The organism is Streptomyces sp. ICBB 8177 (assembly GCF_003144095.1).
In the GTDB taxonomy this organism is placed as follows: Bacteria; Actinomycetota; Actinomycetes; order Streptomycetales; family Streptomycetaceae; genus Streptantibioticus_D.
On sequence record NZ_NSKH01000004.1, the window covers coordinates 62,090 to 87,980 of the forward strand.

General features: G+C 73.0%; 22 protein-coding genes and 1 pseudogene. 10 read left to right on the top strand and 13 right to left on the bottom strand.

The window, feature by feature from the left end; translation table 11 throughout:
- The first annotated feature begins 96 nt into the window (after nt 1–96).
- From lanKC to CK485_RS06060, 4 genes are all read left to right on the top strand, one after another.
- Nucleotides 97–2,709 carry a class III lanthionine synthetase LanKC gene (lanKC, locus tag CK485_RS06050; protein WP_109447776.1) on the top strand — a complete coding sequence of 871 codons (2,613 nt, stop codon included), beginning with the start codon at nt 97–99 and terminating at the stop codon, nt 2,707–2,709.
- A 140-nt stretch (nt 2,710–2,849) separates the two neighbouring features.
- A complete protein-coding gene (locus CK485_RS28675; protein WP_158288165.1) occupies nt 2,850–2,987 on the top strand; it encodes a class III lanthipeptide in 138 nt (45 codons plus the stop codon).
- A gap of 296 nt (nt 2,988–3,283) precedes the next feature.
- Nucleotides 3,284–5,350: a phospholipase C, phosphocholine-specific gene (locus CK485_RS06055; RefSeq protein WP_109447778.1), complete on the top strand. Its 2,067-nt coding sequence runs from the start codon at nt 3,284–3,286 to the stop codon at nt 5,348–5,350.
- Nucleotides 5,351–5,459: 109 nt separating this feature from the next.
- Nucleotides 5,460–6,611 carry a PP2C family protein-serine/threonine phosphatase gene (locus tag CK485_RS06060; protein WP_109447780.1) on the top strand — a complete coding sequence of 384 codons (1,152 nt, stop codon included), beginning with the start codon at nt 5,460–5,462 and terminating at the stop codon, nt 6,609–6,611.
- 28 nt (nt 6,612–6,639) lie between these two features.
- On the opposite strand, the gene CK485_RS06065 is transcribed toward CK485_RS06060, so the two are convergent.
- The 4 genes from CK485_RS06065 to CK485_RS06080 form a co-directional block, all read right to left on the bottom strand.
- Complete coding sequence (locus CK485_RS06065) at nt 6,640–7,041, bottom strand: ATP-binding protein (protein WP_109447782.1); 402 nt, start codon at nt 7,039–7,041, stop codon at nt 6,640–6,642.
- A gap of 161 nt (nt 7,042–7,202) precedes the next feature.
- A complete protein-coding gene (locus CK485_RS06070; RefSeq protein WP_241968169.1) occupies nt 7,203–8,003 on the bottom strand; it encodes a YihY/virulence factor BrkB family protein in 801 nt (266 codons plus the stop codon).
- Between the two features lie 119 nt (nt 8,004–8,122).
- Nucleotides 8,123–9,622 carry a bifunctional phosphatase PAP2/diacylglycerol kinase family protein gene (locus CK485_RS06075; protein WP_109447784.1) on the bottom strand — a complete coding sequence of 500 codons (1,500 nt, stop codon included), beginning with the start codon at nt 9,620–9,622 and terminating at the stop codon, nt 8,123–8,125.
- Between the two features lie 318 nt (nt 9,623–9,940).
- Entirely contained in the window at nt 9,941–10,837 is an 897-nt protein-coding gene (locus tag CK485_RS06080; protein ID WP_109447786.1) for an SDR family oxidoreductase, read from the bottom strand.
- 142 nt (nt 10,838–10,979) lie between these two features.
- On the opposite strand from CK485_RS06080, the gene CK485_RS06085 reads away from it, so the two are divergent.
- Both CK485_RS06085 and CK485_RS06090 read left to right on the top strand, forming a co-directional pair.
- Nucleotides 10,980–11,564, top strand: a complete 585-nt coding sequence (locus CK485_RS06085; protein WP_109447788.1) for a TetR/AcrR family transcriptional regulator — start codon at nt 10,980–10,982, stop codon at nt 11,562–11,564.
- Between the two features lie 99 nt (nt 11,565–11,663).
- Nucleotides 11,664–11,861 (top strand): hypothetical protein, encoded by a 198-nt coding sequence (locus CK485_RS06090; protein ID WP_109447790.1) that lies wholly within the window; start codon nt 11,664–11,666, stop codon nt 11,859–11,861.
- A gap of 165 nt (nt 11,862–12,026) precedes the next feature.
- Here the strand turns inward: CK485_RS06090 and CK485_RS06095 are convergent, their stop codons facing one another.
- Nucleotides 12,027–12,890, bottom strand: coding sequence for an SDR family oxidoreductase (locus CK485_RS06095; protein ID WP_109447792.1), 864 nt, complete (start codon nt 12,888–12,890; stop codon nt 12,027–12,029).
- A 97-nt stretch (nt 12,891–12,987) separates the two neighbouring features.
- Here CK485_RS06095 and CK485_RS06100 point away from each other — a divergent pair, with 97 nt between their 5' ends.
- Nucleotides 12,988–13,734: a TetR/AcrR family transcriptional regulator gene (locus CK485_RS06100; protein ID WP_109447794.1), complete on the top strand. Its 747-nt coding sequence runs from the start codon at nt 12,988–12,990 to the stop codon at nt 13,732–13,734.
- A 100-nt stretch (nt 13,735–13,834) separates the two neighbouring features.
- Here CK485_RS06100 and CK485_RS06105 read toward each other — a convergent pair whose 3' ends face one another.
- The 8 genes and pseudogenes from CK485_RS06105 to CK485_RS06140 form a co-directional block, all read right to left on the bottom strand.
- The gene (locus CK485_RS06105) at nt 13,835–15,373 is read right to left on the bottom strand and encodes an FAD-dependent oxidoreductase (protein WP_109448462.1); all 1,539 of its coding nucleotides are present in this window, start codon (nt 15,371–15,373) and stop codon (nt 13,835–13,837) included.
- Nucleotides 15,374–15,479: 106 nt separating this feature from the next.
- Nucleotides 15,480–15,689, bottom strand: a pseudogene (locus CK485_RS29400) ((2Fe-2S)-binding protein); the annotation flags it as partial.
- Nucleotides 15,690–15,815: 126 nt separating this feature from the next.
- A complete protein-coding gene (locus CK485_RS06115; protein ID WP_109448466.1) occupies nt 15,816–17,000 on the bottom strand; it encodes an FAD-binding oxidoreductase in 1,185 nt (394 codons plus the stop codon).
- Nucleotides 17,001–17,002: 2 nt separating this feature from the next.
- Nucleotides 17,003–17,707, bottom strand: coding sequence for a GntR family transcriptional regulator (locus CK485_RS06120; protein WP_109447796.1), 705 nt, complete (start codon nt 17,705–17,707; stop codon nt 17,003–17,005).
- A gap of 113 nt (nt 17,708–17,820) precedes the next feature.
- Nucleotides 17,821–18,822: a proline racemase family protein gene (locus tag CK485_RS06125; RefSeq protein ID WP_109447798.1), complete on the bottom strand. Its 1,002-nt coding sequence runs from the start codon at nt 18,820–18,822 to the stop codon at nt 17,821–17,823.
- The gene (locus CK485_RS06130) at nt 18,819–19,718 is read right to left on the bottom strand and encodes a dihydrodipicolinate synthase family protein (protein WP_241968170.1); all 900 of its coding nucleotides are present in this window, start codon (nt 19,716–19,718) and stop codon (nt 18,819–18,821) included. The genes CK485_RS06125 and CK485_RS06130 overlap by 4 nt, the downstream gene beginning before the upstream one ends.
- 327 nt (nt 19,719–20,045) lie before the next feature.
- Nucleotides 20,046–21,512 carry a class I SAM-dependent methyltransferase gene (locus CK485_RS30140; protein WP_109447802.1) on the bottom strand — a complete coding sequence of 489 codons (1,467 nt, stop codon included), beginning with the start codon at nt 21,510–21,512 and terminating at the stop codon, nt 20,046–20,048.
- A 153-nt stretch (nt 21,513–21,665) separates the two neighbouring features.
- Nucleotides 21,666–22,424, bottom strand: a complete 759-nt coding sequence (locus CK485_RS06140) for a class I SAM-dependent methyltransferase (RefSeq protein WP_199239252.1) — start codon at nt 22,422–22,424, stop codon at nt 21,666–21,668.
- A gap of 207 nt (nt 22,425–22,631) precedes the next feature.
- Between CK485_RS06140 and CK485_RS06145 the strand changes: the two genes are divergently transcribed.
- From CK485_RS06145 to CK485_RS06155, 3 genes are all read left to right on the top strand, one after another.
- A complete protein-coding gene (locus tag CK485_RS06145) occupies nt 22,632–23,435 on the top strand; it encodes a class I SAM-dependent methyltransferase (RefSeq protein WP_158288166.1) in 804 nt (267 codons plus the stop codon).
- Nucleotides 23,436–23,627: 192 nt separating this feature from the next.
- Nucleotides 23,628–24,875 (top strand): pyridoxal phosphate-dependent aminotransferase, encoded by a 1,248-nt coding sequence (locus CK485_RS06150; protein WP_109447806.1) that lies wholly within the window; start codon nt 23,628–23,630, stop codon nt 24,873–24,875.
- A 51-nt stretch (nt 24,876–24,926) separates the two neighbouring features.
- Complete coding sequence (locus CK485_RS06155; protein ID WP_109447808.1) at nt 24,927–25,865, top strand: tryptophan 2,3-dioxygenase family protein; 939 nt, start codon at nt 24,927–24,929, stop codon at nt 25,863–25,865.
- Nucleotides 25,866–25,891 lie beyond the last annotated feature (26 nt).

The window sequence follows — 25,891 nt, forward strand, 5'->3', positions numbered from 1 at the left end:
CTTGGGCCGCCGCCCCCTCCGTAGCGTCTGCCGTGTCGAAACGGGCCGCCCGGCGCGGGTGGTCCCGGGGCCGCGTCGTTGGGGAGGGCACGCAGGGTGTTCGCGTACTGGCTGACCTTGGCGGACCGGGAGTTCTACGTTCCGGTGGAGCGGGCCCCCGATCCCGGCGAGGGCTACGCGCCGCACGACGTGCCGGCGGGCTGGACCGGCACCCGGGAGGGTGTATGGGCCTACTGGCGGCCCGACGGCGTGGTCCTGCCGGAACAGGGCTGGAAGGTGCACGTTTCGACCACCCGGGAGCGTCTCGCCTTCACCCTGGACACAGTGGCCGCGGCGTGCTTCGAGGAGGGTGTGGTCTTCAAGCACCTCGCGGCGCCGCTGTTCTACGGCGCGTTCCACCACAAGCACGCCTCCCGTGCCCAGGCCGGCAAGTTCTGCGCGCTGTACCCGCCGGACGTGCCCACGGCGCGGCGCCTGATGGAGCGGCTGGCGCGGGAGCTGAAGGGTGAGAGCGGCCCGTACGTGCTGACCGACCGCCGCTTCGGCGACAGCGAGGTCGTCCACTACCGCTACGGCGCCTACCGGTCGCGCAAGCGCGTCCAGGCGGACGGCACGTCGGTGCACCTGGTGCGCGACGGTCACGGCGAGGACCGGGTGGACGTGCGGTCGACCGAGTTCGTGCTGCCGCCCGGGGTGGACGATCCGTTCGCGCCGCCGCAGGAACCGCACACCGGGCCGGTGCTGCTGGACGGGCGTTTCCAGGTGACCGAGGTGATCCGGCACAGCAACGGCGGCGGCACCTACCGGGCCACCGACACCAGCACCGGCGCGCAGGTCTTCGTCAAGGAGGCCCGGCCGCACAACGGGCTGATCGGCGACGGCACCGTCTCCCGCGACCGGTTGCGGCGCGAGTGGGAGATCCTGCGGCGCGTGCACGCCGCCGCGCCGGGCCTGTGCCCCGAGCCGGTCGCCCATTTCACGGAGTGGGACCACGACTTCCTGGTCACGGAGTTCGTCCGCGGCACCGGGTTCCTCAAGTGGGTGGCCGCCAACACCACGGTGGGCTGGCTGGACATGGATCCCGAGCGCCACGCCGCGTACTTCGCGGACGTCGAACGGGTCCTGTCGCGGCTCGGCGCCGACCTGCGGAGGCTGCACGAGATCGGGCTTCGTTTCGGCGACGTGAGCCACAACAACGTCCTGGTGCAGGGTGATCTGACGGTCCGCCTGATCGACTTCGAGACCGTGACCGAGCGGGAGCGGCCGCCCTCACCGCTGGGCACGCCGGGCTACACACCGCCGCCGAAGGTGGCCGCTGCGGGCGTCGATCCGGACGACTACGGCTTCGCGGGGCTGGCGCTGTGCGCGCTGTTCCCGCTGCACCAGCCGCTGGAGCGCGATCCGCGCGGCCGCCTGGAGCTGTACCGCAGGGACGTAGCCCACGACACAGCTGTGCCCGAGTCGCTGTGGCGGCGGGCGACACTCCACCACGGCAGGGGCGAGGGCGGCCTCGGGCCGTCCGCCTACGAGTTGCCGACCGCCGCCGAACTGGACGAGCGGCCCGAGGGGGCGCTGACCCGGCTCAAGGAAGGGCTGACGGCGGGGCTGCTGGCGATGGCCAGGCCGGACGGGCCCGACTGGGTCTTCCCGCCCTCGCCGCGCGCCTACTCCTTCAACACCCTGTGCGTGGAACACGGCACGGCCGGTGTGGTGTACGCGCTGCGCCGGTCGGGCGCGCACGTGCCGGACGCGGTGCTGGGCAGGCTGCGGCACGACGCGCTGTCCCGCGTCGGTGAACTGGCGCCGGGACTGCAGACGGGCACCGCAGGCATCGCCTGGGTGCTGGACGAGTCGGGCCTGCGCGAGGAGGCGGGACACCTGCTGGCCGCGGCGCTGACGCATCCGCTGGCCGGGGCCTCCGCCCAGCTGGCCACCGGTGCGGCTGGCATCGGCCTGGCCCATCTGGCACTGCGCGACGGCCATGACGGAGCGCTGGACGCCGCGGCGCGCATCGGTGACGCGATGCTGCGCGACGGTGGCGCGGCGGTGCTGGCGGGCGCGGGCGTGCCGGGCCTCGCCGCGGGGCTTTCGGGCACCGCGTTGTTCCTGCACTCCCTGGGCGCGGTCACCGGCGAGGAATGCTACAAGCGGGCGGCGGTCCGGCTGGTCCACGCCGAGTTGGACAAGGCCACGGGTGACGGTGACGGGCCGGAGGGGCTGCGGTTCAGCGACGGCACACGCGTCATGCCGCACCTGGCGACCGGCGCGGCCGGTGTCGCGACCGCGTTGGGCCGGCTGGCCGGCGACGGTGACGAGCGCAGCGCGCTGGCGCTGCCCGGCGTGCTGCGGGTGTGCCGTCTGACCTGCTCGATGGAGCCCGGCCTCTACGCCGGCGTGGCGGGCTGGGCGTACGCGCTGGCCGAGCACGCCGAGCTGACAGGGCGGGACGCCGACCGCCACGCGGCACTGCGGGTGGCGACCGGGCTGGCCAAGTACGCCGTACGGCATCCCACCGGGCTGCGCGTCCTCGGCTCGTTGCAGACCCGCTACCAGGCGGACCTGGCCTCCGGCGGCGCGGGCGTACTGCTGGCGCTGGCCCGGGTGCTGGACGGGCCGGGGGCGAGCCTGTTCACCGACGAGCCCACGACGGCCGAGGTCCCGTGCGCCTGCACCCGCCGCCCCGTCGCCGCGACCCCCGCGGCCGTGTGATCCGGGCCGTTGACGGCCCCTCAGAACCGCCGGTCACGCGCACGCACCCCCGGGGCGCGCGTGGCCGGTCCCCGGCACCCAGCCGGGAGGCATCACGGAAGCACCACGTCCATCGCACGTCCAACGGAAAGGACAGCATCATGAACGCCATCCTGGCTCTCCAGAACCTTCCCGAGACCGTCACCGGCGAGGAAGAGGGCATGATCACGACCATGACCAGCCACATCAGCATCTTCAGCGACTGTTCCAGCGCGCTGGACTGCAACGCCACCCTCTGAGCCCGGCGCCTGCGGCGCGGAGCGACGAACCGGACGGCCGGTGCGGGATGACCCCGCGCCGGCCGTTCGCCGTCGGTCCCACAGGTTCGCGCCGGCCGTTTCCGCACCGGTCGCCGGCCGACGCCTCTGCGGACACCGGGCATTCACGAGGGATTGACACCGTGTCGGCGCCCTCCCCATCATGTGCGCGTCATCTTGCGCGGTCATGACATGAAATCGCGAGTTGTGCGCAGCAGTGCGCAGACCCCGTCATGTCCGCCTCGGGCCGCCCCACCGGACCGTCAGGAGATCCAGCCGTGGCAGACGTGAACCGCCGAAGGTTCCTCCAACTCGCCGGTGGCACCGCCACCGCGGCCGTGCTCTCCGGCGGCATCGCGAAGGCCGCCGCCATCCGGCCCGCGACCGTCAGCGGCACCATCGACGACGTCCAGCACGTCGTGGTCCTCATGCAGGAGAACCGTTCCTTCGACCACTACTTCGGAACGCTGAACGGTGTCAGGGGCTTCGGCGATCCGCGTCCGCTCACCCTCCCCAGCGGCAAGCCGGTGTGGTACCAGGAGGACGACAGCGGCCACACCACGCTGCCGTTCCGCCCGGACGCCGACGAGTTGGGCCTGAAGTTCATCCAGGACCTCGACCACAGCTGGGCCGGTACGCACAGCGCCTGGAACCAGGGCAAGTGGAACAACTGGATCCCCGCCAAGGGCACCACGACGATGGCCTACCTCACCCGGCAGGACATCCCCTACCACTACGCCCTGGCCGACGCGTTCACCATCTGCGACGCCTACCACTGCTCGATGCTCAGCTCCACCGACCCCAACCGCTACTACATGTACACCGGTTACGCGGGCAACGACGGCAGCGGCGGCGGTCCGGTGCTGGGCAACGAGGAGGCCGGCTACTCCTGGACCACCTTCCCCGAGATCCTCACGAAGGCCGGCGTCTCGTGGAAGGTCTACCAGGACATCGGCACCGGCCTGGACGCCTCGGGTGGCTGGGGCTGGACGAACGACGCCTATATCGGCAACTACGGCGACAACTCGCTGCTCTACTTCGACCAGTACCGCAACGCCACCGCGGGCGACCCGCTCTACGACAACGCCCGCACCGGCACCAACGCCTCGGCCGGGGACGGGTACTTCGACCAGCTCAAGGCGGACGTGCTCGGTGGCAAGCTGCCCCAGGTGTCCTGGATCGCGGCGCCGGAGGCGTTCTGCGAGCACCCCAACTGGCCGGCCAACTACGGCGCCTGGTACGTCTCCCAGGTCCTGGACGCGCTGACCGCCGACCCGGACGTGTGGAGCCGCACGGTGCTGTTCCTCACCTACGACGAGAACGACGGCTTCTTCGACCACGTGGTCTCCCCCTTCCCGCCCGCCTCCGCGGCCCAGGGGCTGTCGACGGCCAACGTGGCCGGTGAGATCTTCGCCGGGAACTCCGGCTACGCGGCGGGGCCTTACGGGCTGGGACCGCGGGTGCCGATGCTGGTGCTGTCGCCGTGGAGCACCGGCGGCTGGGTGTGCTCGCAGACCTTCGACCACACCTCGATCGTGCAGTTCGTCGAGAAGCGCTTCGGCGTGCACAACCCCAACGTCTCCGCCTGGCGGCGGGCGGTCTGCGGTGACCTGACCGCCGCGCTGGACTTCTCCACGTCCGACGACACCGCGCCCTCGCTGCCCGGCACCGGTGCGTACGTGCCGCCGGACCACGACCGGCACGGCGACTACGTGCCCACCCCGCCGGCGAATCCCACGCTGCCCGCGCAGGAGCCGGGCAAGCGCAACGCCCGCGCGCTGCCGTACGACCTGGCGGTGGACACCAAACCGGTCGACGGACGGATGCAGTTCACCTTCTCCAGCCTCGGTGCGGCGGGGGCGGCGTTCCACGTGACCTCGGCGGTGCGTTCCGACGGGCCGTGGCCGTACACCGTGGAGGCGGGCAAGTCCCTCACCGACACCTGGGCGCTGCCCTCGGGCAGCACGTCCCGCTACGACTTCTCCGTCCTCGGCCCCAACGGCTTCCTGCGGCACCTCGCCGGGGCGGTGGGAGCGCTGGGCCCTGAGGTGACCGCCCGCCACGACGCCTCCACCGGCCACGTCACGCTCACGTTCAGCAACCCGGGCAGCGCGTCCGTGACCTTCACCGCCACCGACGCGTACGCCCCGTCGCAGTCCTACCGCTACACCGTGGCCGCCGGCGGCTCGCAGACCGTCCCCGGCTGGGGCGTGGCCTCCGCCAACCGCTGGTACGACGTCTCCGTCACCCTCAGCACCGACCCCGGATACGTGCGCCGGTTCGCCGGGCACGTGGAGACCGGGGCTCCCAGCACCAGCGACCCGGCCATCATCACGTCGAGCTGACCCGTTCCCCGCGGTGCCACCGTGGTTTCCGGCGTCCCCGCGGGACGCCGGAACCCACGGTGGGCCGCCGACGCATGCGCCGCGGGCACGCATGGGGTACGTATGGGACATGCCGTTGAGGTGGCTGCGCAACCGGGGAGTGCGGGCAGGCGACGCCCTGCTGCTCCTGCCCCTGGGGATCATCGCTGCGGTCGTGGCGGCCGACGTGCTGGCCCCGATGGACATCCACCTCGGTCCGCTGCTGATCACGGCCCCGGCCGTGACCGCCTCGTTCGCGGGGCCCAGGACGGTCGCCGCGATGGGGGCGGCCTCCATCGCCGCCCAGTTCGCCATAGGGGCCGTCCGCGACGTCCTCGGCACGCGCAACGTCCAGGCCCAGATCGCCGCGCTCGTGGTCATCTCCGCGCTGCTGGTCGTCTTCAGCGTCCTGCGCGAGCGGCACGGGCGGGAGCTGGCGGAGGTCCGCTCTGTCTCGGCGGCCGCGCAGGAGGCCGTCCTGCCCCCGCTGCCACCACGCGCCGGACCGCTGCGCCTCGCCTCGTTCTACCTCGCGGCGCACGAGCAGGCGCAGATCGGCGGCGACCTGTACGCGGCGGTACGCACCCGCACCGGGACCCGGCTCGTCATCGGTGACGTGATGGGAAAGGGGCTGACCGCCATAGGGGACTCGTCCCTGCTGCTGGGCGCCTTCCGGGCCGCGGCGCACCGCGAGGCGACCCTGGACGAACTCGTCGGATATCTGGAGTCCAGCGTCTGCTGGAACCTCAACGACCCCACCGAGGCCGACCGCCGGGGCGAGGTCTTCATCACCGCGGCCTTCCTCGACGTGCCGGACGAGGCGCCGGTGGCGCGGCTGGTCAGCTGCGGCCACCCGCCACCGGTCCTGCTGCACGACGGCCGGGCCGTGCCGCTCACGGCGACCGCCACACCCCCGCTGGGGCTGTGCGGGCTCACCGCGCGCGGGCCGGTCGACGTCCTGGAGTTCCCGTTCGGTCCGGGTGACCTGCTCGTGCTCTACACCGACGGGATCACCGAGGCGCGGGACGGCACCGGCACGTTCTACCCGCTCACCGAACGGCTGGGCGCCTGGGCGCCGGACGGCCTGCACTCCCCCAGGGCCTTCGTGCACCGGCTGCGCGACGACGTGCTCGCGTACGTCCACGGGCGCCTCGGCGACGACGCGGCGGCGGTCGTGGTCCAGCGCACCGCGCGCCACGACGACGACGGGCTCGGCCGCCCCGCGGAGCACGGGGCCGCCTGACCGGCGCGCCTCACCGGAATGGCCGCGCTCATTCCAGCGGGAGCAGGACGCAGATGTCCTTGCCGCCCCTCGCGGTCGCGGTGAGCGTGACCCGGGTCGCCAGGGCGCGGATCAGCGGCCACCCCAGGCCGCCATCGCCGGTGAGCCGCGCCTCATGCACCGAGGTGGCGGGCGGGTTCGGCGAGCCGTCCGTCACGACGACCTCCAGCAGGGCGTCCTGCGTGACACGGGCGCTGAACCCCGTCATGCCGCCTGCGTGCCGCAGCGCGTTGGTCACGAGTTCGGAGACCACCAGGAGGGCGTCCGCGTGGGCGCGGGCGGCCACCGGGACGCCGGTGGCGCGTTCATGGGCGGTCAGCAGCCCGCGTACGTGGTCGCGGGCCTGAGCCGCGGTGCGCGGAGGAGCCGACGTGTCCCCTGCGGTGGACACGTACGGTGACGTACTGCCGCGTTCCGGATCGAGTGCCGTCACCTCAGACCACCCCTCGCGTTACCCGCGGTCACCTTACGCCCTCCCGGGATCCGTGCGCGCCGCTTTCCCGAAGGGGTTCGGGCGCCCGCGGCGAAGCGGGCCCCGCTCCTCCCGAGTCCTCAGCCCACCGAGGAGCGCAAGCGCGCGCCACGCCCGGCGGTCGCCCTGGTCAGCTCCGCGTTGAACAGCGCCCCGAGCAGCAGGGCGAGGTTGGACAGCCACAGCCAGATCAGGAAGAGCACGAATCCCGCGAGAGAACCGTACAACCGGTGGTACGTCGTCACGTGAGCGGCGTAGAGACTGAAGCCGAACGAGACCACGAGCAGCAGCGCCACCGCGAGCGTCCCGCCCGGCGCCATCCGCCGCACCGGCCGGGAGTCGCGCGGACCGGAGCGGTAGAGCACGAGGACCAGCACCACCGCGATGCCCAGCATCGCCGGCCAGCGCAGCGCGGACCACGCGGCCATCGGTGCCTGACCGATGTGCAGCAGGCGGCCCAGCATGCGCGCGAGACCGCCGGTCAGCAGCAGGGCGACGGCGCTGCCGAGCAGCAGGGCCAGCAGGACGACGGCGGTCAGCAGGATGCGCACGGCGGTCTGCCGGACGGGCCGATCCGCGCTGCGGCGGTGGATGGCGTGCAGCGCCCGGCGGAAGACGGCGAGGTAGCTGGAGCCCGACCAAAGGGAGCTGACGCCTCCCACGCCCACGAGCAGCCAGGCGGTGGAGCGCTGCTGCGTGAGCTGGTCGAGTACCGCGCGCACCAGACCGCGTGACTCGGCCGGGAACAGGCCGGTGACCTGCCGGACCACGTCGGGTGTCGCGTGCGGCATGGACAGGCCGACGACCGAGACGACGACCAGCAGGACCGGGAAGAGCGCGAGGACCGCGTAGTACGTGAGGGACGCGGCCCAGTCGGTCACGTTGTCGTTCCATGCCGTCACGGGAGTGCGCCGCAACGCCGCCCACCAGGTGCGACCGGTTCGCGCGGACGGCATCCGCACGCGCCGCAGGCCGTGCCGTGCCGTGGCGTCGAGGGCGTTCACCGGGCGCCGCCGGTGCTCCGGCCGCGCCGACCGGCCGGGGGCCCGGACGGACGGTAGACGACGAGCGGTTCGGAGGCCTTGGTGAGCGTCGTGTGCGGGGGCGCTGTCGTCACCTCGCCGTCGTAGGCCAGATGCGTGCCGTGCGGGATGCCGCTGACGCGCAGGGACGTGGCGGTGCGGGCCCGGTAGAACGGTGAGCGGTGCAGCGCCCCGGTGAGTGCCGCCGCCAGCAGCCTGGTCCTGGCGAACGTGCCGCCTTCCACGACGCGCACGTCGAGCCGTCCGTCGGCCAGGTCGCGGCGGTGCGAGGGGGCCAGGCCCGCGCTCGGGTAGGCGCAGTTGCCCGCGAAGAGCAGCCAGACCTGCCGCTGCCGGCCGTCGATGACCAGGGGAACCGGCCGGGACGTGCGCAGGACGTGCACGGCGGCGAGCAGACCGGCGGGCCAGCTGCCCAGCCGGCGCGCCCAGCGTTCCCGCAACCGCACCAGTTCCGGGTAGGCGCCGATGCTGAAGGTGTTGAGGAACGGGACGGCCGCACCGTCCGATCCGGTGAAGCGCGCGACATCGATGCGTGCCGCCCGCCCCGCGCACACCGCGGCGGCCGTCTGCGCCACGGTCTGTATGCCCAGGTCGGCGGCGAGGTGGTTGTAGGTGCCGCCGGGGAAGACGGCGAGCGGTACACCGGAGCGCGCGGCGGCGACGGCGGCGCGGTTCACACTGCCGTCGCCGCCCCACACGCCGAGCGCACCGCCGCGTTCGGCCGCCTGCCGGGCCGCCTTCTCCAGCAGCGTGCCGAAGTCGTCGTCCTCGGTGGCGTCGACGATGTCGGCCTTCGGCAGCGCGGAGCGCAGGCAGTCGGCGGGTGAGGTGAGCACGGCCGGTGTGCCGGAGGCGTGGTTGACGACGACGGTGAGTCCGTCGCCGTCGGCCAGGGCGGGCGCGTCGGCGGCCGGGGGCGCCACCCTGCGCGGGACGGGGAAGGCCCGCCGCACGACGAGTGCGGCGGCCACGCCGACGGCCGCTCCGGCGAGCACGTCGCTGGGGTAGTGCACACCGGTGTAGACCCGGGAGAACGCCACGGACGCGGCGACCGGCGCGACCAGCACTCCCCATCGCGGCTCCTCGAGGGCCACGCCGAGCGCGAACGCGGCGGCGGACGCGGCGTGGCCGGAGGGGAAGGAGGTGGTTGCGGGCTGACGGCGCAGCCTGCGCACGGCGGGCACGTCGGTCAGCGCGGGGCGCGCCCGGCGCACCGCCCACTTGGCCATGGTGTTGACGACCGTGGACGCGACGGCGAGAGATCCGACGCCGCGCAGTGCGGCACGGCGGCCGGTGCGACCCGACAGGGCTGCGACACCGGCGGCGGTGCCCAGCCACAGCACACCGTGGTTGGCGCTGCGGCTCAGCCCTGGCAGCACCTGCTCCGCTCCGGGCCAGCGCCGCAACGCCACTTCCCGGAAGGCCTGCCGGTCCAGCCGCCCGAGTCGCTCCGCCACGCTCCCACGTCCCACGACCACCCGGGCCGCCGTCTCAGTCGTCCTGCGTCTCATGGCGCACGGTTACCCGGTGACGGCTCGTCAATGCGCTTCGTGACGCGACGGCGACGAGGAGGCGCTGCGGCCGCCCGCCCGCCGCGCCCAACTCTGCGGCGAACACCGGGCGTTGCGGCTCCGGCGGGCTGGTCGTACCTCGCCGAGCGAGGAGGCGAGGGGGAAGGGGATGTCGGTGCCGGGGACTTCGGCTCACCACTCGCGGCGATCCCTCGTCCGAGCCACGGCGGATCGGACCGCCGTGGCTCGATGGGAACCGGGCCGTCAGTGCGCCGCGTACGCCCCGGCGGCGATGTCCTCGATGAGGCCGGGGCCGGTCGGGGTCCACCCGAGGAGCCGCTGCGTCTCGGTCGAGGTCGCCGCCAGGTCCATGGCGAAGAAGGTGCTGATCCACCCGAAGTGGTCCTGGAGGTCGTCAGGTTCGATCGAGGTCACCGGCAGGTCGAAGGCGCGGCCGATCGCCTCGGCGATGTCGCGGGTGGTGACGCCCTCCTCCGCCACGGCGTGCAGCCGGGCCCCGGCGGGCGCCTTCTCCAGTCCGAGGGCGACCATGCGCGCGGCGTCGGTGCGGTGCACGGCGGCCCAGCGGTTGGTCCCGTCGCCGGGGTAGCCGGAGACGCCGGTGCGGCGGGCGGCCTCGGCGATGACCGCGATGAAGCCGTGGTCACCGGTGCCGTGCACGGTCGGCGCGAACCGCAGGCTCACCGGGTGCACGCCGCGGTCGGCGAACTCCAGCGCCAGGTTCTCGCTGCCGCCGCGCGGGGACTGCGGGCCGTGGAACGGGGACGGGTCGGCCTCGGTGGCCGGCCTGCCCCGGGTGAGCCCGGCGACGCCGGACGCGAGCAGGAAGGGCCGGCCCGAGCCCGCGAGCGCGTCGCCGATGGTCTGGACGGCGCCGCGTTCGGCCGCGTTGGAGGCCGCCTGGTTCGCGAAGTCGTGCTTGTTGGCGAGGTGGATCACGGCCTCCGCCTCCTCGGCGCCTGCCCGGATGCCGTCCAGGTCGTCGAGGTCGCCGCGGCGGACCCGCGCGCCCCTGGCCTGGAGGGCGTCCGCGGACGCCTGCGACCTGGCCAGCCCGGTGACCTCGTGTCCCGCGGCGAGCAGCTCGCCGACGACCGCACTGCCGATCCATCCGGAGGCTCCGGTGACGAATACACGCATGACATGACCCCTCTTCGGCGCCCGCGCAAGGAGGGCGCCCGTTGGGAACGGCTATTGATGCCCTGATGTCGGTTACTGACATCAGCTGCGAGACCCACCCTACGCCTGCACGTCAGTTCCTGTCATCACTACACTCGTCGGCATGGTGCGTTGGGAACCGGGGACTCCGGAGCGGCTGCAGAGGGCGGCACTCGAGCTGTTCGCCACCCGTGGCTACGAGCAGACGACCGCTACGGAGATCGCGCGGTCCGTGGGACTGACCGAGCGCACGTTCTTCCGTCACTTCACCGACAAGCGCGAGGTCCTCTTCCACGGCCAGCACCTCCTGGAAGAGGCGTTCGTGACCGGCATGCGATCCGCTCCGGCCGACGCTTCCCCGCTCGACGTCGTCATGTGCGCGCTGCGGTCGGCCTCGGAGTTCTTCACCGACGAGCGCCGTCCGCACTCGCGCACCCGGCAGTCGGTCATCGACCGCAACCCCGCCCTGCAAGAGCGCGAACTGCACAAACTCGACAGCCTCGCCGCCACCGTCGCGGAATCCCTGCGGGCGCGCGGCGTCGGTGAGCCGTCCGCGACCCTGGCGGCGAAGACGGGTATGACCGTGTTCGGTACGGCGTTCACCCTGTGGATCCGCGAGGGCGAGGACCGCTCGCTGGCGGACGTCGCCGACGAGGTGCTGCGGCAGCTGCTGGAACTGGTCGACCGGGTGTCGCCCGCCGGGCCCTGATTCCCCACGGCCTTTCCGACTGCGGCTCGCGGAGTCCGGGTCTAGCGTGGAGGGACACCGCCATCCCGGTGATGGCCCCGGCCGAGTCAGGTGAGCGACATGACGGATTCAGCGGACGAGGAGACGTCCACAGCCGGCGGCGGGCCGGCCCGCTTCCGCACGGGCGCGGAACGGCCGTTCGACCCGGAGGACCTGGTGATGGCGTCCGGTCGGGACGTCACACCCGAGCGGGTCGAGCAGGCGCGACGGCTGATCGAGGAGAAGGGCGCGGCCGCGCTGGAGCGGTACCTCCCCTGACCGCGCCCTGCCGCCGTCCGCGCTGGAGCGGCATCCCTCCTGACCGCGACCCCCGCCAGGGCGGCGCCGCAGGTCGGCGTACCACGCCCATCCCGGCCGCGCCGCCCGCGACGGACGCACTCGGCCGGAGCGTCCGCGCCGTGAGGGCGGCTCGGGCCCTGTGCGTCAGTGCGCGGACAGGTGCTCGCGGAGCACGGCGTCCAGGGTGGCGGGCTCCCGGCCGAGCAGGGAGGCGAGGGTCGGGTCGACGGTGGCGAACTCGCCGGCGCGGCTCGCGGGGAAGATGCCGAGCAACTGGCCCGCCAGTTCGGCGGGGACGCCTTGTTCGGTCATCCGCTCCCGGTACTCGTCGTCGGGGACGGTCACCCTCGCGATCGTCCGGCCCGTGAGCTTGGTCGCGATGGCGGCGATGTCCGCGAAGGTGAGCGCGCGTCCCGCGGTCAGCGGCGGCGTGGGGCCGTCGAAGCGGCCTTCGTCGGCCAGGATGGCAGCCGTCGCTTCGGCGAGGTCGGCGTGCGCGGTCCAGGCGACCGGCCCGTCGGCGGGGAGTGCGAGCCGGCCTGCCTGCACCGCGTGGCCGAGGAAGTGTGCCGCGCTGGCGGCGTAGAACCCGTTGCGCAGCGAGGTGAACGGCACACCGCAGCCACGCAGGACCTCCTCCGTCGCTGCGTGGTCGCGGCAGGCCTGGAAGTGCGATGTCGCGCCGGCTCCCATCTGGCTGGTGTAGAGGATGCGACGGGCGCCTGCCGCGACAGCCGCTTCGATCGCGGTGCGGTGCTGCCTGACGCACTCCTCGCCCATCGCGTCGACGGAGACGATGAGCACCTGCGAGGCGCCCTCGAAGGCGTGCGCGAGGCCGGCGGCGTCGGTGAAGCTGCCCTGGCGTACCCGTACCCCCCGGTCGGCGAGTCCCTGCGCCTTCCGGGGGTCCCGGACGCTGACGCCGACGCGGTCCGCCGGCACGCGAGTGAGCAGCCGCTCGACTGTTCGACGCCCCAGCTGTCCGGTGGCTCCGGTGACGATGATCATGATGCGCTCCCGTGTCGAGATACCTGATTCCATTGGAAACAACACAACGGTATCATCGATACTAACAGTGGAATCAAAAGCGCGGTATCATCGGTTCATGCCAGAACGTTCAACCAGCGAAGACGGCACGGGGGCCCCCGCGTACGGCGCCGCGTCCCCGGGCAGGGAGCAGACCCGGCAGCGGGTCGTCGAGGCGGCCATCGGTCTGCTGACGCGCGGCGGTCGCGACGCGGTGACCACCCGCGCGGTCGCCGACGCGGCAGGCCTGCAACCGCCGGCCATCTACCGGCTGTTCGGCGACAAGGACGGGCTGCTGGACGCGGTGGTCGAGTACGGCTTCGCCGCGTTCCTCGCCACGAAGCACGTCGATCCCGAACCCCAGGACCCCATCGAGGACCTGCGGGCCGGCTGGGACGTCGCGATCGAGTTCGGTCTGGCCAACCCGGCGTTGTACACGCTGATGTACACCGAGCCCAGCCGGACCAGTTCGGCCGCCTTCAAGGCGGGCATGGAGATCCTCAGGGGCCGCATCCGGCGCCTGGCCGCCGGAGGGTGGCTCCGCGTCGACGAGGAACTCGCCGCCCAGATCATCCACGCCACGGCGCGCGGCGCGGTGCTCACCTGGCTGTCCCTGCCCCAGGACCGGCGTGACCCGGCCCTGTTGAGCACCCTTCGGGAGTCCATGGTCGCCGCTGTCACCAACCAGCAGCCGGCCGTGGAGCACTCGGGTCCGGCCGGTGCCGCCCGTGCCCTGCGCGCCGCGCTGCCGGAACAGACGAGTCTCAGCAGTGCCGAGCAGCTTCTGCTGCGGGAGTGGCTGGACCGCCTCGCCGCCGAAGCCTGACCCGGCGAGGGCCCGGACCTCGCGGGCCGCCCCTCGCTGCCCGCCGGGTCCGCCCGGCCCGTCCCGCCCACTCCGGCCGACCGTGGGATCGGCGAGCGGGTCAGGCCTCGGGGCCGGTGCCCGGTGCGGGGTGGTCGTCCGACGCGGCGAGTTCGGCGAGGGTCACCGGCGCGGCGAACGGCCGTTTGCCGAAGGCGGCCAACGCCTCCGCGGTGGAGGGGCGTCCGGTGAGGTCCCGTGTGATCAACGCGGTGGCGAATCCGCACACCCGCCCCTGGCACATCCCCATGCCGGGCCGGGCCAGCATCTTGACGGTACGCGGGTCCTCGGCGCCGAGTTCCCGCACCGCGTGCCGGACGGCTCCGAACGGGACCTCCTCGCACCGGCACACCACGGTGTCCTCCTCCAGCCACGACGTCCAGCCGGCGGGCACCGGGCAGGCGGCGTGCAGGGCCTCGGCGAAGCGGCGGCCTCGACGCGCTCCGGCACGCAGCCGCCTCGCCCGGCGGGCGCGCAGCGCGGCGTCGGTGTCGGCCGCAGTGCCGGGACCCGCCTCCCCCGGACGGCCCGGCCCCGCGCCGCCGCCCGCGCTCCCGGCGCGGCTCAGGTCCGCGGCGACCGCGAGCCCGCTCAGCCGCCCCTCGCGCACCGCCTGCGTCGCGCCCGCGACCCCGGTGGTCTCCCCCGCCGCGTACAGACCGGGCACCGTGGTGCGTTGTCCGTCGTCCACCCGGACGACCAGCGAGCCGTCGGCGTCCAGCCGAGTGCGCGCGCCGAGCGTCAGGAGGAGGTCCAACGACGGCGTGAAGCCCCACCCGAGCGCCACCAGGTCGGCCGGCACCGTGACCCGGGTCCCTTCCCTGGGGCGGCCGTCGTGGTCGAGTGCGCTGAGATCGACGGCTCGCACGCGGTCCTCGCCGTGCACCCGGGTGACGGCTGTCCTGGTCCGGTACGGGATGCGGTGGCGGGTCAGCAGGGCCGCGTAGCGGAGCGCCTCGACGGCCTTGGCGGGTTCGCTCAGTGCCGCGACGGGCCGCCGCAGCCATCCGCGTACCGGGGCGTTCGCCTCGCAGACGGCGACCACGCGCGCGCCCGCTCCGGCCAGCCCGGCCGCGACGGCGGCCAGGAACGGTCCGGTGCCCGCGACCACCACGCGGCGTCCGGCCACCGTACCGTGCTCCTTGAGCAGCGCCTGCGCCCCGCCCGCCGCCATCACCCCCGGCAGATCCCATCCGGGCACCGGCAACTGACGGTCGTACCCGCCCGTGCACACGATGAGGCGGCGCGAGCCGACGCTCGCGACGGCGGTGTCCGGTGTGACGTCGTGTGCCGGGCGCAGCCGCAGGACGAAGCCGTCGTCGCGACGATCGGCCCGCCACACCTGGTGACCGCTCACCAACCGGACACCGTGGCGCGCGGTGTCGGCGCGCAACCTGCTGTACGTGCCCCGCCCGTGCGTTCCGGGCCCGGGCCCCGCGGTGTCGGGCCCGTGGCGCCAGTATTGGCCGCCGGGGCGGGCACCGCAGTCCACGACCACGACGTCGAGCCCCGCGGCGGCGGCCTCCGCGGCCGCGGCGAGTCCGGCGGGCCCGGCCCCGACGACCGCGACGTCCGCTGTGAGTACGTCACTCGACCGCATCGCCACTCCCTGCACCGCGCCCTGTCTCGCGCGACCCGTCCTCCGTCGCCACGACTCCCTCCGGTCCCGGCCCGTCGTCCGCGCGCCTGCCGTCCTCCAGCCGCATGCCGTCGCGTACCGCGACGACGCAGGCGCGCTGGTCCGGGCGGCCGTCGACGCTGATCAGGCAGTCGTAGCAGACGCCGATCCCGCAGAAGAGACCGCGAGGCCTGCCGGCCTTCCGTGTGCCGCGCCAAGAGGTGATGCCCGCGCGCAGCAGCGCGGCGGCGACGCTCTGGCCGGGCCGTGCGGTGATGGCCCTGCCGGCGAAGTACACGCGGCACGGCTCGCCGTCGGGCCGGTCGTCCGGCTCGTGGGGCACGGTGGTCCTCCTCGGTCGTGTCCTCTTGTCGTCCAGTCGCTTCGGGCACCGCACCGCCGGGTCGGCGTCACCTCGCTCGCGTCACGGGACGGGCGGCGCGGCGGCGAAGCGGTCGGCGGCGAAGGGCGTGAGGTCGAGTTCGGTGTCGCGGCCGGTCATCGCCTGGGCCAGCAGCTTGCCGGTGGCGACCGACAGCCCGATGCCCGCGCCCTCGTGCCCACAGGCGTGCCACAGTCCCGGGGCACGGGGATCGGGTCCGATCACGGGAAGGTGGTCGGGGCAGTATGGCCGGAAGCCGAAGTAGGTGCGCAGCGCGAGCGCCTGGGCGAGGCGGGGGAAGAGCGCGACGGCCTTGCGCGCGAGGGTCGCGGGGACCTCGGGCGGGATGGTGCGGTCGAATCCCACGCGTTCCCTCGACGAGCCGATCAGGACGGTGCCGGCAGGGGTCGACTCCACGACCGGCGAGGTCTGGAGCGCCGCGTCGGAACTGGCCACGTCCCCGACGTACTCCGCCGCGTAGACCTTGTGCCGCACCATCGGTGGCAGAGGTTGAGTGACCAGCACGACGCCTCTTCGGGGCAGGACCGGTACGGGCGCGCCGGCGAGTTCGGAGACGGAACCGGCCCAGGGGCCGGCCGCGTTGACCACCATGGCCGCGCCGATGTCACCTCGTGTGGTCCGCACTCCGGTCACGGTGTCGCCGCGGCGCAGGAACCCCGTGACCTCGGCTCCGGTCGTCACCGTCGCACCACTTCGGCGGCTCAGCCGGAGCAGGTGGGCGACGACGAGCATCGGCTGCACCTGGGCGTCCTGCGGATAGAAGGCACCACCGGCCAACTCGGGTGCCAGGTAAGGCTCGTAGGCGGTCAGCTCTCCTTCCGGGACATCGGTCACCCCGACGCCGTGAGCGCGCTGCCGCCGGGTGAGGCCGGCCAGCGCCGTCACGGACCGCGCCGTCGCGGCGACGACGAGTCCGCCCTTGGCCTCGAACTCCCAGAGTGCGGCGTGCTCGGCGAGGTCGCCGCGCCACACCCGCTGGGCCAGCAGCGCCAGATCGAGTTCCGGACCCGGTTCCTTGTCGGAGACCAGGACGTTGCCCTCCCCCGCGCTCGACGTGCCCCCGGCGATGGGACCGCGGTCCACCACGGCCACCCGCAGGCCCTCGCGCGCGGCGAACCAGGCGACGGCGGCGCCGACCGCACCGGCGCCGATGACCACCACGTCCGCCGTAACACCCGTATTCTGCCTCGGCGTTGACCCGGCCATCGTCACGAACCCGCCGCCCACAGCGTGCGTACGTGACCGATATGACGATGCATCAGCAGTTCGGCCGCCACCGCGTCCCTGGACTCGACGAAGTCCAGCAGATGGTGGTGTTCGTTGGCCGATTCCACCAGGCGGCCCGACTCGACCAGCGGCGCCAGGCCCAGCAGCCTCGTCTGCGCCCGAAGGCCCGAGACCACGTCCAGCAGTCGCCCGTTGCCGGCATGGCCCAGCAGGGTGAGGTGGAAGACGCGGTCGGCCTCGATGTAGCCGACCAGGTCGCCGAGTTCTGCGGCGGTCACGATGTCCTGGGCGAGTCCACGCAACGTGGGGAAGTCCGCCTCCGGGACCCGTGGCACGGCCGATCGCACCGAGGGCGGCTCCAGCAGCAGTCTCAGCTCCGACACCTCGTCCAGCGCCTTGGGCGAGACCTCGGTGACCAGGTAGCCCTTGTTGGGCTGGACGACGGCCAGGCCTTCCGCGATCAGGTCGATCATGGCCTCGCGCACCGGTGTGGCCGACACCCCGAACCTCTCGGCCAGCGCCGGTGCCGAGTAGACGGTTCCGGGGGCGAGTTCGCCGGAGACCACGGCGGCCCGCAGCGCGTTCCTCACCTGGTCGCGCAGGATGCCCTTCCTGCGTGGGGTCGGCACGGGAGGGCAGATCGCCTCGGCGCGGGGCTGACCGGCCTCGGCTGCTTCGCTGTGCATGCGGCTCCTGTCGGGGGTGTGCTGCGCTCGCGCTTCGCGGTGTGCTGGTGGCTTCGAGTGCGCCGGCCTTGGGCCCGTTGCGCGGCGCCCCGGCCGTGGTCGCGGCCCGGTCGTCAGAGGACGAAGCCCGCCGGGAACGGGTCGTCGGGGTCCACGGTGAACTGCGCCGTCCCGGTGATCCAGGCGCGGCCGGTGATGGTCGGCGACACCGCGGGCCGCCCCGCCACCACGGTCTCGCCCACCAGCCGGCCGACGAAGCGGGTGCCGATGAACGACTCGTTCACGAAGTCGGTCTCCAGCGGGAGTTCACCGCGGGCGTGCAGTTGCGCCATGCGTGCGCTGGTCCCCGTACCGCAGGGCGAGCGGTCGAACCACCCGGGGTGGATCGCCATCGCGTGGCGTGAGTGGCGGGCGGTGGAGCCGGGAGCCGCGAGGTAGACGTGATGGCATCCGCGGATGTCCGGCCGGTCGGGGTGCACCGGTTCGGCCGAGGCGTTGACGGCCTCCATGATGCCGAGCCCGGCGGACAGCAGCCGTCCGCCCGACCGGCGGTCGAACGGCAGGCCGTGCTCGGCGGTGTCCACGATGGCGTAGAAGTTGCCGCCGAAGGCCAGGTCATAGCGGACCTCTCCGAGACCCGGCACCGTCACCGTCCGGTCGAGCGCGTACGCGAAGGAGGGCACGTTGCGCAGGGTGACCGCTCGGGCCGCGCCGTTCTCGACGGCGACCCGCGCCTCGACGAGTCCGGCGGGGGTGTCGAGCCGGACCACGGTGACCGGTTCGCGCACCTCGACCATGCCCGTCTCGACCAGCACCGTGGCGACCCCGATCGTGCCGTGGCCGCACATCGGCAGCACGCCGGAGACCTCGATGAACAGCACACCCCAGTCGGCTTCCGGCGTGGTGGGCGGCTGGAGGACGGCTCCACTCATGGCCGAATGGCCCCGCGGCTCGTGCATCAGGAGGGTGCGCAGGTCGTCGCTGTGCTCCATGAACCAGGTGCGCCGCTCGGCCATCGTGGACCCGGGCAGGACTCCCACTCCGCCGACCACGACCCGGGTCGGCATGCCCTCGGTGTGGGACTCGACGGTGTGGAAGGTGCGCCGTGACCTCACTTGTACCCCTTGTCCACGGCTGCCTCGGTCGCCCGCGCGATGCGGTCCGCGGTCTCGACCCGCAGGGGCAGGCGCGGCGGACGGCACGGTCCCCCACGCAGTCCCACGACGTCCATGGACAGCTTGATGGCCTGGACGAAGTCCACCTTGGAGTCCCACCGCAGCAACGGGTGCAGGTCCCGGTAGAGCGGCAGCGCCGCCTCGACGTCCCCTGAGGTGGCGAGCCGGAAGAGTTCCAGACAGCTCTCCGGGAACGCGTTGGGATACCCCGAGACCCAGCCGACCGCACCCGCGATCGCCAGTTCCAGCACCACGTCGTCGGCCCCGGCCAGCACGTCCAGCTCCGGGACGAGTTCACGCAGTTCGTAGGCCCGGCGCACGTCGCCGCTGAACTCCTTCACCGCCACGATCAGCCCCTCGTCGTACAACTCGGCGAGAAGCGACGGCGTGAGGTCGACCTTGGTGTCGTGGGGGTTGTTGTACGCGACGACCGGCAGGCCGGCCCTCGCCACCTCGCGGTAGTGCGCCACCACGGTCTCCCGGTCGGCCGCGTAGGCGTTCGGCGGCAGCAGGAGCACAGAACCGGCACCCGCCTCGGCGGCCTGTTCCGCCCAGCGGCGGCTCTCCCGTGCCCCGTAGGCGGCCACACCGGGCATCACACCGAAGCCGTCGGGCGCCGCGTCCACCGCGACGCGGACCAGGCGGGCCCGCTCCTCGGGGGTCAGTGTCTGGTACTCGCCCAGCGACCCGTTGGGACAGACCCCGGAGCACCCGCGATCGGCGAGGAAGCGCACGTGCTCGGCGTACGCGTCCTCCTCGACGGTCAGGTCGTCGCGCAGCGGCAGGGGCGTCGCGACGTACACGCCACGCCACGGTCGGGCAGATGTCGCACTCAACTCGGGCCTCCTCGAAGCCAGGGAACAGCCGACGACCCGGGCAGCGTGGCACAGGACGTGCTGCTGTGCAATGGCACAGCAGAAGAACGGGAGTTGGCGCGCAAGGAAGCCCGGCACGGGATGCCTGGCTACATGCAGGTCAAAGGCCATGTTGAGTCATCACGACACTACGGCCGGACGACCGCCTTGACCTCTGTGCAACAGCACTGAGGAGTCCGGGCTTCACCGGCTCCGGGCGTGAGGCTGACCGCGGCGAACCCTGCCCGGTCGCGGGGACGGTATCGGCTCCGGGCAGAACTACCTGGTTGCTGCCGTCCTCAGCCCTGATCACGCGCCCTCAGGCGGTCGCCTCCGGGGCCGGGCGAGAAGCATCACCGCGTCGTTGGTGATGCGGTCGGTGCCCGCGGAGAAGTGGCCGCGCAACGCGGACAGCAGCGCGTGGTGGAGCTGGACCGGCTGTGGGTGGCCCGCGTTCCACAGCGCGGTCAGTGCCCGGGCCGCCGCCCTGGCCCGGGCCTCGGGCCCCGCCTCGGGGAAGACCACGTCGATCGGGAGGCGGGTGACGGAGATGTCGTCGAAGCCGTGGGCGGACAGCACGTGCGCCGCCCGGATGAGCAGTTGGCCCTGCGGGTCGGCGGGCGCTCCGGTCAGCGGGGCGCGCACGCCGTTCCACAGTCCGACGATCTCGTTGTCGGGGGCGTCCTGCACCAGGACGACCCTGGCCTGCGGGTGGTCGGGGTCGACGACACGGGCCATCTCGGCGACGGCGAAGTCGGGTTCCTCGGTGCGGTGCAGGGTCCACGCGGCCACCACCGCGTCGAAGGAACGGTCCACCGGGGGCAGTTGCTCGGCGGCGCCGGGCAGCAGGGTCACACCGAGCGCGCCCAGCGCGCGGGCGTCGTCCTCCTCCGGCAGGTCGTGCCGAAGGGCGTCGACGGCGCCCAGGCGGTCGGCGAGGTCGCGGGCCACGGCCACGGTGCGGCCGCCGAGGGCGAGGACACGGGTGTTGGCGGAGAGGCTGTCCACGATCAGCGGCACGTCCTGCCGGTCGAAGCGGGCCTCCATCGCCGCCCAGTGCCGCGCGTTGGGCTCCAGCGGGCCGCGGTGGTAGGAGGGCGCGGTGGCGGGCGCGGCGTGGGTGGGGTCACCGGGCTTGGTCGCGTAGATGAACAGGTGCTGCTCGGCGCCCATGCCGGGGTAGTCGGGATGGAAGACGCTCTCGTGCTGGTGGAGGATGCTCAGCCCGGCGTCGCGCACCAGCCGGGGGTAGACCTCGGCGGGGAAGCTGGAGGCGCGGCTGGTGTGCCCCATCCACGTCAGTTCCGCGTGCTCGGCGTCGAACGGCACGGTGGACATCACGAACAGGCCGCCGGGGACGAGCCAGCGGCCGATCCGGCCCAGGGTGTCGACGATCTCGGCCCGGGACATCTGCAGCAGGGGGAAGAACGCGGTGATCGCGTCCCAGGTGCCCGGTGCCTCCGGCAGGTCCCTGACGTCGACCCAGGCGAAGCGCGCCTGCGGAACGCCGGTCCTGGCCAGCGTCACCATGGTGTGCGAGACGTCGCACCCGGTCACCCGGTGCCCGGCGTCGGCCAGCAGCTGGGCGGTGGGCCGTCCGGTGCCCGAACCGATGTCCAGCACTTTGGCCTGTGGGGGCAGGCGTTCCAACAGCCACTCGATGGCGGCGAGTTGTTCGGGCAGGCGCCCGTAGGTTTCCTCGTAGACCTTGCCGAGCTGGTCGAACAGGCGGGCCGCGGCGCGGCCGTAGGCTGAAACCGGACTGTCAATGGTCATCGCAAAGGCACTCTCTGGCCGAGTGGAAGACCCCCTGTTTCGAGGAGGGGATCGCGCTGTCTACTGGTAACCGGCCCTTCAGCGGCGGCTGTTGGCGCCGCGCGCCGCTCGGGCGGGCGCACGGCCGGCCGTTCGCGGCGGGCCCGGGACGCTTCACGTGCGGACGGCCCGGACGTACCACATGCGCAACGCGATGCGGCCCGCCACGTCGACCTGGTGATCGATGCGGCAGGCCCGCCCGGGGTCGCCGCCGGCCAGGTCGAGCAGTCGCGCGCTCACGTCGTGCAGCGCCTCGGGGGTGAACGAGGTCGCGTAGCGGACCGGCTCGATGTGGTCGACGTTCCAGAGGTCGCCGAGCCGCAGGCGCAGTTCGCGCTGGTCGATGTGGGTGGGCATGGGGTAGCTGTCGGCGAGGTCGACGCCGAAGGTGAACAGGTGCATCCGGGCGCCCGGCCGGCAGACCCGGTGCAGGGCGGCGACGTGGTCGTCGCGGGTCTCCTCCGGCAGGCAGTGGTAGAGCGCGCTGCTGAGGACGGTGTCGAACCGGTGGGGTACGTCATCTAGCCGGGCGGCGTCGCCGACCAGGAACTCCACGTCGACGTCCGCTTCCGCGGCGCGCCGCCGGGCCCGCTCGATCGCGTGCGGGGACCCGTCGACGCCGGTTACACGGTGGCCGCGTCCGGCGAGGAAGACCGCGTTGTCGCCGGTGCCGCACCCGATGTCCAGGACGTGGCCCTCGAAGCCGCCGCCCTCCTCCAGCTCGACCAGGACCGGCTGGGGTCCGCCGATGTCCCACGGGACCGGGCCGAGGGAGAGTTCGGAGTCCGCCGTCATCGGTTTCCCGCGGTAGGCGGCGTCGAAGTCCAGATCGCCGACCGACAGTGCACGCTGCGCGGAACTCGGATTCACCACACCACTCTCCTGAAATTTTAATCCGACTAACATGGTGGACTGATCAACGCGCAGGGATCTTCCGGTTCACCTTGAGGAGTATGACAGTTCGCCCGCGCCAAAAGCGCGGTCACTCAAGAGGCAGGTAATATCCCGGTTGTGCGCCGTCGTGCATCACGGGCGCTCACCACCGTGCCGGGCCCCCGAATCATGAGAACGGGTAACAGCGTGACCTTGACCGACGCCTACAGCAACGGGATCCTCAGCAAGGAGATCCCCACGGAACTCGGTCGCCTCCAGGCCCTGGAACGGATGCTCGACCCGGTCGCCCACGAGGTGCTCGGCGACCTGCGCCCCGAGCCGGGCTGGCGGTGTCTCGACATGGGCGCCGGGGCCGGTTCGATCGCGTACTGGCTGGCCGAGCGCTGCCCGTCCGGGCGGGTCGTCGCCGCCGACATCGACCCGCGCCACCTCGACCCCGGGCGCGCCGCTCCTCTCGAAGTGGCCACCGTGGACCTGACCCGCGAGGATTTTTCCAGGAATTCGTTCGACCTGGTGCACACCCGGGCGTTGTTGGCCCATCTCCCGCAGCGCGACGAACTCGTACGAAAAGCAGTCACATGGCTGCGACCGGGCGGGCATCTGGTCGTCGGGGAATTCTACATTCTCCCTCTCGACGACGCGCATCCCGCATTGCGAACCGGTGTACGCACGCTCGCCCAATTGATGGGGGAACAGGGCACCGACGTCTACTGGGCCCGCCGAGTCCCCGCGCTGCTGAAGGCGGCCGGGCTGACCGGCATTCAGGTCCGGCTCACCCCGTTGACCATCGGAATCGGTGAGCCGGTGGACGAATTCTGGCGACGTTCGTTCGAGCAGTACCTCCCGATCCTCCGCCGTCGCGGCACGGTGCCCGGGACCACTCTCGACGAGCTCACGAAGATGCTGGACGACTCGTCGGCGGCCGACCTGTGCTGGTTCTTCGTCACCGCGTCGGGACGCGCGCCCGAGGCTCCGGCCCGGACGAGCTGAACCGCTGGGACGGCAGGCAGCCGCCCGCGCCGTCCGCTTCCACACCGCCGCCGGCGCCGTGCCGGCGGTCCGCTTCGCCTTCGCGGCCACGTGCCCGCGTCGCCATGCCGTCCCGATGGCAGGCCCGCCGGGCCCGAGGGCGGCCAGGCGTCCCCCCACGACACCCCACCTAGTCCCCAGGAGTCCCCTTCCATGATGAGCACGCAGGCCCCCGGCGCGGTGAGTGCGCGACCCACCGTCGCGGACATCCCCCCGTCGTGCGTGCACGAGGTGTTCCGCGCCGTCACCGAGTACGAGGCCGCCCACGGCGTGCCCGCGCTGGGGCTGCACGTCGGCGAACCGGCGTTCCGTCCGCCCGCCGCCGTCGCCGACGCCGTGCTCGCCGCGGTGCGCGACGGCCGCACGGGATACACCACCGCGGAAGGACTGCTCGAACTGCGTTCCGCGCTGGTCGACAAACTCCGCACCCGCAACGGGCACGACACCGACACCGACCTGGTGTTCGTCACCCCGGGCTCGACGCAGGGCCTGATGACGCTCATGCACGCGGTGGCCGCGCCGGACGCGGAGATCCTGCTGCCTTCGGTGCACTGGCCGATCCACCTCCAGCAGAGCCTTCTGACGGGGCTGCGCCCGGTGTTCTACCCCCTGGACGACCGCATGCGGCCCGATGTCGACGCGTTGGCCCGGATCGGCGGTGACCGGCCGAGGACCCTGCTGCTCAACAGCCCCAACAACCCCACCGGCGCGGTCTGCGGTGAAAGGCACCTGCTGGCGCTGCTGGACCTCGCGCACTCCCGCGGCTGGACGGTCATCAGCGACGAGGCGTACGAGGACTTCGCGTACGACGAGGAGCACATCTCGTTGGCGCGACTGGAGCGAAACGTATCGCCGCACCAGCGCCGCGTCTTCAGCGCCTTCTCCTTCTCCAAGGGTTACGGCATGACCGGCTGGCGGCTCGGCTACGTCACCGCGCCCAACGAGCGGCACGCCGCCGCCGTCCGCACCGTCCAGGAGGCCTCGATCATGTGTCCGCCCGAGCCGGTGCAGCTGGCCGGGATCGCCGCGCTGGGCCGACCGGAGTGCCTGGCCGCCAACAAGGCGATGGTGCGGCACACCAGGGACACCGCGCTGCGGCCGCTCCTGGACACCGGACTGCTCGCCCGGCTCCCCGAAGGCGGCTGGTACGCGCTGCTGGACTGCCGGACCACCGGCCTGGACGCGGACACCTTCGCCGCGCGGCTGCTGGCGGAGCACGGCGTGGCGCTGGCGGCGGGCCCCGGCTTCGCCCTGCGCCCGCTGGTCGACGCCGCGGGGCAGGTGCGGACGGTCGACGAAGAGCCGCAGGCGCGCGGGCTGCTGCGGCTCGCGTTCTGCGGCGAGACCGAGACCGTACGGGAAGGCGTCAGTCGCGTCGCGCGGTTCGCCGCCACGCTCTAGCGGCGGCCACACGAGACCGGGCGTCCCGCGCCCACGGAGGAAGTGACGACCATGCGGCAATCCCCATCCCATGACGTGCGGCCACGGCCCGACGCCGCCGGCACGCCCGGCGCGGGCGTGCGCGACCTCGGCCGGCTCGACGACGCGCGACGGGCCGAACGGGCGGCCGCCACCGGAGGCTGTCCGGTGCTGACCTTCGACGGGGCCAGCACCCCCTACATCGACTACCAGAGCATCGACGTCCTGCACTCGCTCCAGCAGCCGCGCTCGGGCGCACCGGCCGAACTGACCTTCTACGTCCTCGGGCAGGTCAAGGAACTGCTGTTCAAGCTGATGTACGAGGACCTGCGGCGGGTCCGCGACGACCTCGACGCGGACGCGGTGGGCGCGGCGGTGTGGTCGTTGCGCAGGCTGCGCAAGGTCGCCGATCTGCTGGTCAGCACCTGGGACGTGCTGGGGACGCTGTCGCCCTCGGAGTTCAACTCCTTCCGCGACCACCTCGGCGACGCGTCGGGGCTCCAGTCGTACATGTACCGGATGCTGGAGTTCGTCCTGGGCAACAAACGGCCCTCGCTCACCACGCCGCACGCGGGCGTGCCGCACGTGAACGAGCAGGTGCGGCGGGCGCTGGAGGAACCAAGCGTCTACGACGCGGCGGTGGCGCTGCTGGCCCGGCGGGGCGCCGCGATCGACCCCGCCACGCTGCGCCACGACCCCACCAGGCCGCGCCCGAACTGCCCGACCGTCGAGCAGGCGTGGCGCGACGTCTACCGCGAACTGGGGCCGGCCGACGAGGTGTTCCAGCTCGCGGAGGCGCTGATGGACGTCGCGGAGGCGATGTCCCGCTGGCGGGCCCTGCACCTGCTGGTGGTGGAGAGGACCATCGGCAACAAGCCCGGCACCGGGGGCAGCAGTGGGGCCGCCTGGCTGCGCCGGGTCAGCGAGCACCGGTTCTTCGGGGAGTTGTGGGCGGCGCGCAGCGTGCTGTGAGCGCCGGTACACCGGACGAAGACGGC